9 protein-coding genes are annotated in these 8,592 nt (G+C 62.6%); 4 read left to right on the top strand and 5 right to left on the bottom strand.

Annotated elements, in window-relative coordinates:
- Positions 1-366 precede the first annotated feature (366 nt).
- The 5 genes from galE to hydG are packed head-to-tail and all read right to left on the bottom strand — an operon-like array spanning position 367 to position 5,161.
- Positions 367-1,404 carry a UDP-glucose 4-epimerase GalE gene (galE, locus tag QZ302_RS07155; RefSeq protein WP_294594014.1) on the bottom strand — a complete coding sequence of 346 codons (1,038 nt, stop codon included), beginning with the start codon at positions 1,402-1,404 and terminating at the stop codon, positions 367-369.
- A gap of 6 nt (positions 1,405-1,410) precedes the next feature.
- Positions 1,411-2,694 (bottom strand): peptidase T, encoded by a 1,284-nt coding sequence (gene pepT, locus QZ302_RS07150; RefSeq protein WP_294594012.1) that lies wholly within the window; start codon positions 2,692-2,694, stop codon positions 1,411-1,413.
- Positions 2,695-2,718: 24 nt separating this feature from the next.
- On the bottom strand, positions 2,719-3,009 hold the full coding sequence (locus QZ302_RS07145) for a DUF721 domain-containing protein (protein WP_294594010.1): 291 nt from the start codon (positions 3,007-3,009) through the stop codon (positions 2,719-2,721).
- A 50-nt stretch (positions 3,010-3,059) separates the two neighbouring features.
- The gene (locus QZ302_RS07140) at positions 3,060-3,725 is read right to left on the bottom strand and encodes an HAD family phosphatase (RefSeq protein WP_294594009.1); all 666 of its coding nucleotides are present in this window, start codon (positions 3,723-3,725) and stop codon (positions 3,060-3,062) included.
- Positions 3,726-3,742: 17 nt separating this feature from the next.
- A complete protein-coding gene (gene hydG, locus QZ302_RS07135) occupies positions 3,743-5,161 on the bottom strand; it encodes a [FeFe] hydrogenase H-cluster radical SAM maturase HydG (RefSeq protein WP_294594003.1) in 1,419 nt (472 codons plus the stop codon).
- Positions 5,162-5,264: 103 nt separating this feature from the next.
- On the opposite strand from hydG, the gene tilS reads away from it, so the two are divergent.
- The 4 genes from tilS to QZ302_RS07115 all read left to right on the top strand — a co-directional run bounded on the left by tilS (position 5,265) and on the right by QZ302_RS07115 (position 8,154).
- Positions 5,265-6,581: a tRNA lysidine(34) synthetase TilS gene (gene tilS, locus QZ302_RS07130; RefSeq protein ID WP_294594001.1), complete on the top strand. Its 1,317-nt coding sequence runs from the start codon at positions 5,265-5,267 to the stop codon at positions 6,579-6,581.
- 103 nt (positions 6,582-6,684) lie between these two features.
- On the top strand, positions 6,685-7,284 hold the full coding sequence (locus tag QZ302_RS07125; RefSeq protein WP_294593999.1) for a hypothetical protein: 600 nt from the start codon (positions 6,685-6,687) through the stop codon (positions 7,282-7,284).
- A complete protein-coding gene (locus tag QZ302_RS07120; RefSeq protein WP_294593997.1) occupies positions 7,268-7,807 on the top strand; it encodes a sigma-70 family RNA polymerase sigma factor in 540 nt (179 codons plus the stop codon). The genes QZ302_RS07125 and QZ302_RS07120 overlap by 17 nt, the downstream gene beginning before the upstream one ends.
- Complete coding sequence (locus tag QZ302_RS07115) at positions 7,804-8,154, top strand: hypothetical protein (RefSeq protein WP_294593995.1); 351 nt, start codon at positions 7,804-7,806, stop codon at positions 8,152-8,154. Before QZ302_RS07120 ends, QZ302_RS07115 begins: the two co-directional genes overlap by 4 nt.
- Positions 8,155-8,592: the final 438 nt, after the last annotated feature.

Below are 8,592 nucleotides of genomic sequence, written 5' to 3'. Positions count from 1 at the left end.
TCGCCCGCGGCAATTCTTGCCGGATTGGCCGAGTGCCAACCGGCAGAATATGTCCTTTAAGCGGGCGTGTGACGGAGTTTTTGCGCACCACTCTTTTTTCGCGCGCCTGGAGAAATCTTGTCAAAACGCACAAGTGCATTTTGACGATTTCCCTCCTTAGCGGGGCGCGCGTCTTTAGCTACAGGAGGGTACTGCCCTTACGCCGGGCGGGCGGTGCCTCCCGGCACTCGGAATGGGCAGCCTCTACCCCAAGGCCGCCTCGGCCCAACCTACAGCCACACATAGAGACAAAAAATCCTTTGCAAGCCCGAAAGCCTGCAAAGGATCAAACAAACTGACCGGATAAAACCCGATCACACTGAAAAACTACAATCCGCGCACGTGTTTCTCCCACGCCCAAGCCGCACGCAGCGTATCGCCCAAATCACGCTCCGCACGCCAGCCCAACTCGTCGTTCGCCTTGTCCGTAGCGGCCCATATCTTCTCCACGTCGCCCGGCCGACGCGCCGCAATCCGGTGCGGCACCGGCACGCCGTTCACCTCTTCGAACAACCGCACCAGCTCCAACACCGACACCGGCGTTCCCGTCCCGATGTTGAAAATCTCGAACCGTTCGGCCGATCTCCCCCCGACCATCCGATCCACCGCCACCACATGCGCACGCGCCAAATCCACCACGTCGATGTAGTCCCGCAGACACGAACCGTCCGGCGTATCGTAGTCGTCACCGAAGACCGAAAGCTCTTTCCGAATCCCCGCCGCCGTCTGCGTAATAAACGGCACCAGATTGTTCGGCACCCCCTTCGGCAGTTCGCCGATCAGGGCCGACGGGTGCGCCCCGATGGGATTGAAATAGCGCAGGGCGATCGCCTTGAAAAACGGCACTGCCGACACCGTATCCTGAATGATGTCCTCGCTCATCTGTTTGGTGAGCCCGTAAGGCGAATTGGCCCGCTGGCGCGGCGTCTGTTCCGTCGCCGGAAGCACCTCGGGCTGGCCATAGACTGTCGCCGAGGAGGAAAAAACGAGGTTCGGCACCTCGAACTCCTGCATCAGGTCCATCACCGTGAGCAGCGAATCGAGGTTGTTCCGGAAATACTTGAGCGGCTCGGCCACCGACTCGCCCACGGCTTTATAAGCCGCGAAGTGGATCACCGAATCGAACGCATACCGACTGAAAACCTGTTCGCGCATCGCCTCGCGGTCGCAGCAGTCGACCTGGACGAAAGGTACGGAGCGACCCACGATCGCCTCCACGCCCTTGACGGCAGAGAGGTCGGAGTTCGAGAGGTTGTCGGCAATGACGACATCGTAACCCGCGCGAATCAGTTCGACGGCGGTGTGAGTGCCGATGTACCCGGCGCCTCCGGCGACGAGTACGGTCTTGGCTTTGTTGGATGACATATATCGTTAGTTTTTGTTGATACTCGATGCAGCAGCCGGTCGCGACGCGCCCCACAGCTCCGCCAGCCGGACGATCACGCACGTGGCCGCCGCCATGGTGTCCACGGAGCAGTATTCATACCGTCCGTGAAAGTTCGCGCCGCCGGTAAAGAGATTCGGACACGGAAGCCCCATGTACGAGAGCCTCGCCCCGTCCGTCCCGCCCCGGATCGGCCGCACACAAGGCGTCACCCCCACCTCTTCCATCGCCCGGCGGGCCAATGCGACAGCCTCCGGACAGGTCTCCACGCGTTCGCGCATGTTATAATATTGGTCGGTCAGGGTCAGCCCCACGGTATCGGCCCCATAACGCCGGTTCAGATACTCCGCCGCCGCCGTCAGGACCGCTTTCCGGGCCTCGAACCGTTCCCGGGAGTGGTCGCGGATAATGTACTCCATCGAAGCGGAATCCACGTCGCCCCGAATCGCGACGGGATGGAAAAATCCCTCATACCCTTCGGTATGCTCCGGCCGCTCCCACGCCGGCAGCATGGCATTCAGCTCGCAAGCCACCTGTATCGCATTGATCATCTTCTCTTTGGCCATCCCCGGATGGATATTCCGACCGCGAATGGCGATCCGGGCCGAAGCGGCATTGAAATTCTCGTACTCCAGTTCACCCTCCGCCCCGCCGTCCATCGTATAGGCCACCGCTGCGCCGAACCGCGCGACGTCGAAATGATCGACGCCGCGCCCGATCTCTTCGTCGGGCGTGAAAGCGATGCGAATACGTCCATGCCGCACCTCCGGATGGGTCACGAGATACTCCGCGGCCGTCACAATTTCGGCCACCCCCGCTTTATCGTCGGCCCCGAGCAGGGTCGTGCCGTCGGTGGTCACCAAGGTGTGTCCGCGCAGCAGCGCAAGTTCCGGGAAATCTTCCGGCGAGAGCACAAGACCGCCGTCGCCCAACGGAACGGCACCTCCGTCATAATCGCGCACGACCTGTGGCCGCACCCCTTCGCCCGACATATCGGGCGAGGTATCGACATGGGCGATGAAACCCACCGTCGGCGAAAGAGAGTCTTCTTCCGGCAAAGTGGAAGGCACGGTGGCAGTCACATAGCCGTATTCGTCGATCTCGACGTCGTCCAGTCCGATGAGGGTCAGTTCTTCGACCAGGTGGTTGAGCAGCAGGAGCTGCCGGGCGGTCGAAGGATAGGTCTCGCTCTCCGGATCGCTCCGGGTGTCGAAGGCCGCGTAGCGCAACAGCCGTTCAAGCAACCGCTCTTTGAGTTCGGGTATATTCATAACAATCGAATCTCTATGCTCCGATCACCGCACGACGATGTGCCGCACGATCCGCGCCCGCAACAACCCGTTGATGCGCTCGGCGATCGCCCGACGACGCATGAAAATCTCGGCCCGAACCGCAGCGGACGAAAAACGGACATAAAGCACTCCGCCGCGGATATAGACATCTTCGGTCGACCGGACGACATATTCGCCCGCCGCCTCGGCCCACAGCTCGACCGCCCGGCCCTCCATCGTGGCCGGCCCCAGAGCGCGCGTCGAGAGGAAATCCTCCAACAGCTCGCCTACACGCATCGGTTCGGTTCGTCGCATACGGACAATAATAAGAAAACTTTACGAAAAAACCAGCACGCGAAAGGTCATTACGCCCATAAGCGTTGCAGGTCGGTCACCGTGAGTCCCGGAAAACCGTCGATCAACAGGTCGTAGTCGCCGCGCGCTTCGATCAGCTCGCGCGGAAAGGTCGAGGCAATGGCCACGGCCTTGGCCCCGGCCCGGCGCGCCGCCTCCAGCCCCACGAAAGCATCCTCGAAAACGACGCAGTCGTGCGGATCGACGCCTAATTTCCGAGCGGCCAGCAGATAGACCTCCGGATCGGGCTTGCTCCGGGCGATCTCCGATCCCGACGCCACGGCGTCGAAATAGGAAGCGATACCGCACCGCTCGAGCACGAAATCGACATTGATCCGCGGCGCAGAGCTCCCCACGGCAATCCGCATCCCCGCCGCGCGCAAAGTCTCCAGCAGATCGACCAGCCCCTCGGCCGGGCGCATGATCGGGTCGTAGAGCTCGCGATAAATCTCCTCTTTCTCGCGCGAGAAGCGTTCGACTTCGTCAGCGGGGAGGTCGTCGCGACCGAACAAACGGGCCATAATCACGGCGTTGGTCGATCCGAAACAGGGCAACAGCGTCCGGGCATCGAAATCGGTCACGCCGTGGCGCGCGGCAAAGTGTTCGAAAGCGCGCAAATGCGCGTCGCGGTTGTCGACGATCACGCCGTCCATGTCGAAAAGAGCTGCCTGAAGCATATCGGTTCTCTGATGAGTTAAAAATAAATATCCCGTTCTCCGGCCCGAATCCGGGCCAACCGTTCACGAGTCCGGGCCGCCGACTCGTCCGGCAGCTGTTCCAAGGCCGACTCGATCCGGTTCCACCCGGCCGAGGCCACCTCCGGCGAGGCGTAATCGGTCAGGTATTCCGCCAGGGTGAGAATGGCGTTCGGCCCGCAGAACTGCTTGATAAAGCCCGGCACGGAGAACTCCATGAAGTGTTCGCCCGTCCGTCCGCGGCGGTAGCAGGCCGTGCAGAACGACGGCAAATAGCCCTCCCCGACCAGCCGCCCGACGATTTCGTCCAGCGACCGTTCGTCGTGGATGGCGAACTGCCGAGAGCCTTGTTCTTCCTCCGGTTCCGCCGAGTAGCTGCCGATCTCGAGCCGGGTTCCGCCGTCGATCTGCGAAACGCCGTAGCGGATCGCCGCATCGCGCACGTCTGCCGGTTCGCGGGCGGTCAGAATCAGACCGGTATACGGCACGGCGAGCCTCAACACGGCGATGGCATAGACGAAATCGTCGTCTCCCACGGGCGACGCGGCCGGCAGCGAGGCCGAGGCCTCCTTGATCCGCGGAAACGAGATCGTGTGCGGCCCGACGCCGAAACAGGCCTCCAGGTGGTTCGTGTGGCGCACAAGCCCCATCACCTCGAATCGCCAGTCGTGGAGCCCAAGCAGCGCGCCCAGCCCCACGTCGTCGATTCCGGCCTCCATCGCCCGGTCGAGGGCGGTCAGCCGCCAGTCGTAGTCGGCTTTCCGGCCGCCGAGGTGGTAGCGGGCATAGGCTGCACGGTGGTAAGTCTCCTGAAAAATCTGATAGGTTCCGATCCCGGCCTCGTGCACCGTGCGGAACCCCTCGACGGTGAGCGGCGCAGCGTTGATATTGACCCGGCGAATCTCTCCCGCCGGCTCTGACCGAACGCCGCAGGCGATCCGCACCGTCTCGGCGATATACGCCGGGCTGTAGGCCGGATGCTCGCCGTAGACCAGAATGAGCCGCTTGTGCCCCGTCCGCTCCAAGGCCGTCACCTCGCGGACGATCTCCTCGTCCGTCAAGGTCTTGCGCACGGTGTCGGCGCTGTCGGCCCGAAAGCTGCAATAGGCGCAGCGGTTGGTACACCGGTTTCCGATATAGAGCGGTGCGAAAAGAACGATCCGGTCGCCGTAGACCTCGCGTTTGAGCCGTTCGGCGGCCTCCAGCACGAGCGGCCGCTCTCCGGGCCCGGCGCCCAGCAGCACGGCGACGTCGTCCAGCGGGAGCCGTTCGCGGCTCATGGCGCGACGAACGACGGCCCGAACCTCTTCCGCCGAGGGCGAAGCGTGGCGGGCCAGAAACGATTCGATCTCCTGTTCGTCGATAAAGGGCTCTCCCGGCCGGTCGGGAAGGCGATAGGTCTGCGGATGGAAAATCATGGCGAAAGGCGGCGGTTTTCGCCGCACATCGCAAAATTACACTATTTTTACACTCCGGGCGCGCAGAAAGGCCCGGAATGTCGAACCGAAAAACTCTTTCCCCATGCTCGAACGATTCCGACAATACATCGACCGGCGGCAACTGATCGCTCCCGGCGACCGCGTACTGGCGGGCGTCAGCGGCGGCATCGACTCGATGACGCTGCTCGACCTGCTGCGCCAGAGCTGTCCGGGCCGCATCGCGGCGGCACACGTCCACTTCGGGTTGCGCGGGGCCGAAGCCGACGGCGACCGGCAGCTGGTAGAGGCCTATTGCGAAGAGCATGCCATTCCGTTCCACACGGTACGGTTCGACACCGAAGCCGAAGCGAAAGCGCGCGGCGAATCGATCCAGATGGCGGCCCGGCGGCTGCGCTACGACTGGTTCGAGACGCTCTGCGAGCACCACGACTACGACCGCATCGCCATCGCGCACCACGCCGACGACTCGGCCGAAACGTTCTTTATCAACCTGTTGCGCGGAACGGGGCTGCGCGGCCTGACGGGCATTGCGGATCGGCGGGGACGCATCATCCGGCCGCTGCTCTTCGCCCGGCGAGACGAGGTGACGGCCTATGCGGCGGCACACGGGGTGCCGTATCGCGAGGACTCGACCAACGCCACGCTCAAATACCTCCGCAACCGGCTGCGGCACGACATCCTGCCGCGGCTGGACAGCGCGTCGAACAACCGGTTCGCCCGGACGATGGAGGAGAACCTCGTCCGGTTGCAGGCTACGCAACAGTTTATCGACCTCCAGATCGCCCGGCTGCGTGACCGGGCTTTCGCGGGGCCGGAGGAGATCGACCTCGACGCGTTGGACGAGACTTGTTTCGGATTCGAGCTCTATGAGCTGCTGCGTCCTTTCGGCTTCGCGCCGGAGGCGGCGGAGGAGATCGCCGCGCTGTGGCAGCGAGCTGAGGAGGGAATCGAAACGACGCTCTCGGGAAAGCGGTTCGAGGCGGAAAAATGGACGGCGCGGCTCGACCGGCGGAGGATTCTGCTGGCTCCGCGCGTGGTCGAGCCGTTCCGCGAAGAGTGGATCGAGGCGGACGACCCGCGGGTGGAGTGGCTCTCGCTGGAGGAGCTGCCGGAGAGTCTGGCGACGCCGCCCGAGACGGCTTACCTGACGGCGGATGCGCTGAAATTTCCGCTCCGCCTGCGCGGCTGGCAGGAGGGAGACTGGTTCATCCCGCTCGGGATGGCGGGACAGAAAAAGGTGAGCGACTTTCTGATCGACGCCAAGGTGCCGGTGGCGGAGAAGGCGCGGCAGGGGGTGCTGCTCTCGGGCGAGACGATCGTCTGGTTAGCGGGCCGCCGAATCGACGACCGTTACAAGGTAAGACAGGACGGGCACCGTTTCGTGCGGATCACGCTGTAATCCCCCGCGGAGGTAGTTTCATCAAAAAAATCGCCTATCGACATCCGAAATGACGGTCGGTTGCGTCTATGGTATAGAAATCCACAAAATCAATCGATACAAGATGAAACATGCGTTACTCGCTCTGCTGCTCGGCGCAGGACTGATTTTCGGAAACGTAGCCGCTCCGGCGGCGGCCCAACCGGTCGATTCGACGGAGTTGGCCGCACTTATCGAAACTCCGACGGAAATCCGGACGGATAGTCTGTTACAGGCGCTGGACGCTCGGATGACCGCACTGGAAGGGGCGATCGAAGGAGTAAACAGGAACTCGGACACGCCGTTCGACTTCAATGGAGACCATTTGATGGTCGTACTGATCGTCCTCATCTCGACCGGCTCGGGGGTGGCGATGGTTTTCTTCATCATGCGATTCTGGTATATCGCGCTGAAGAAAAAATACGAGGCTCAACGATACGCCATCGAACACGGACACTCGCCGAGCGAGTTCGAAACTATGGGGCGACCGCTGACGAGCTTTATCCGACGGCTGTTGATCATGGCGATCGTCGGGTTCGTCATTCTGGTCTGGATCGGGCTCCTCAACCTGAGCTACATGCGATTCTTCACCTCACTGCTGCTGTGGGGGCTGATCCTCGGGGTGGGATACGCGATCGTCTATTTGTTCCGCCAGTACGTACAGCGTCGTGACGAAAACCGATAACAGACACGACGCGTTGGGCGAGTGGTGGCTGGTGAGGCGGGTGAAACGGTCGGGCGACCGCGCGGCATTCGGAGAGCTGGTGGAACGCTACCACTCTCCGTTGCGGCGTTATCTGACCCACCTGACGGGTGGCGACGGGTTCCGGGCGGACGATCTGGCGCAGGAGGCTTTCATCAAGGCTTTCACCTCGATCCGCCAGTTTTCGGGCGTGGGGTCGTTCCGGGCGTGGCTGTTCCGCATCGCTTACCGCACGTTTCTCGACAGCCGACGGTCGCTGCACCCCACGCTGGAGATCGAGCGGATGGAGGCGGCGGGGGAAAGCGGTACGGAAATCGCTATCTTGCAGAGCGCGCTGGCCTGCCTGGACGAGGCGGAACGAAACGTGATCCTGCTCTCGGCGGTCGAGCAGTTGTCGCACAGCCAGATCGCCCACGTGACGGAGATGCCGCTGGGAACGGTCAAGAGCATGGTGGCGCGGGCGAAGGCCAAACTGCGGGAATATCTGAAAAACGAAGAGTTATGAGACGCAACAGGATAGAAAACGATCCGCTGGAACGGTTGTTCGCGGCGGCGCGCAACGAAGGGGTGCGGGACGAGGGGTTCACGCGGCGGGTGGTCGACCGGCTCGGGCCGTTGCCTCCGTCGAAGAACCTCTACCGGGTACCGACTTTTGCGACGGCGTTTGCGTCGGTGTTGCTGCTGGTGGGGACAATACTGTGGGAGCCGGGCGATTTTAAGGGTTTGACGGGGTGGTGGAAGGGTTTCAGGCAGGAGACGGGTATCAGGCTTTTTCCGACGGAATGGGGACTCTCTTCGAATGCGGCGACGGGCAAGGGGGTGTCTTTGTCGGGTGGGATAAAGTTTCGATAACGAGCCGCCCCGGGCTACCGCGGCCATAACACGGGGGCGTTGAATTACACCGGTCTTGGCGGATACGCTTTGACGTCCTCGGTCAGCGGTATCCATGGCATGTATTTGGATTTCGTTGCGACGGCGCTGTACCACAGCCACTCGAACTACCGTGCTTTCGGTTTTCAGTTGCGTTGCCTCTCGGAATAAACGGACGCACAGCGTCTCTTAATGGCAGCCTCGGCCCCAAGTAACCGCCAAGCCTCTACCCTACTTTTGTTTGACTTTGGCGGCCGGAGCCAGCGGGGGCGCAGCGAGCATCGCGAGGTGGCGGCCCTACGCCGGGAGTGGATCCGGCCCGCGCGACCCTACGGGTCGCAAGAGCACAGCCCATTGACCGCCCCCCATGCTTGGACGTTCGTCCTCGGCGCGCCTCCCCCGCGCCGCTGATGCGTCGCT

This window comes from uncultured Rikenella sp. (assembly GCF_910579375.1).
Taxonomy (GTDB): Bacteria; Bacteroidota; Bacteroidia; order Bacteroidales; family Rikenellaceae; genus Rikenella.
This window is presented reverse-complemented; position numbering and strand designations above follow the sequence as displayed.

Coding starts and splice junctions, on each gene's coding strand:
- hydG (WP_294594003.1), bottom strand. CDS start 5,161: ATGATTTTCCATCCGCAGACCTATCGCCTTCCCGACCGGCCGGGAGAG.
- QZ302_RS07125 (WP_294593999.1), top strand. CDS start 6,685: ATGAAACATGCGTTACTCGCTCTGCTGCTCGGCGCAGGACTGATTTTC.
- galE (WP_294594014.1), bottom strand. CDS start 1,404: ATGTCATCCAACAAAGCCAAGACCGTACTCGTCGCCGGAGGCGCCGGG.
- QZ302_RS07145 (WP_294594010.1), bottom strand. CDS start 3,009: ATGCGACGAACCGAACCGATGCGTGTAGGCGAGCTGTTGGAGGATTTC.
- QZ302_RS07140 (WP_294594009.1), bottom strand. CDS start 3,725: ATGCTTCAGGCAGCTCTTTTCGACATGGACGGCGTGATCGTCGACAAC.
- tilS (WP_294594001.1), top strand. CDS start 5,265: ATGCTCGAACGATTCCGACAATACATCGACCGGCGGCAACTGATCGCT.
- pepT (WP_294594012.1), bottom strand. CDS start 2,694: ATGAATATACCCGAACTCAAAGAGCGGTTGCTTGAACGGCTGTTGCGC.
- QZ302_RS07115 (WP_294593995.1), top strand. CDS start 7,804: ATGAGACGCAACAGGATAGAAAACGATCCGCTGGAACGGTTGTTCGCG.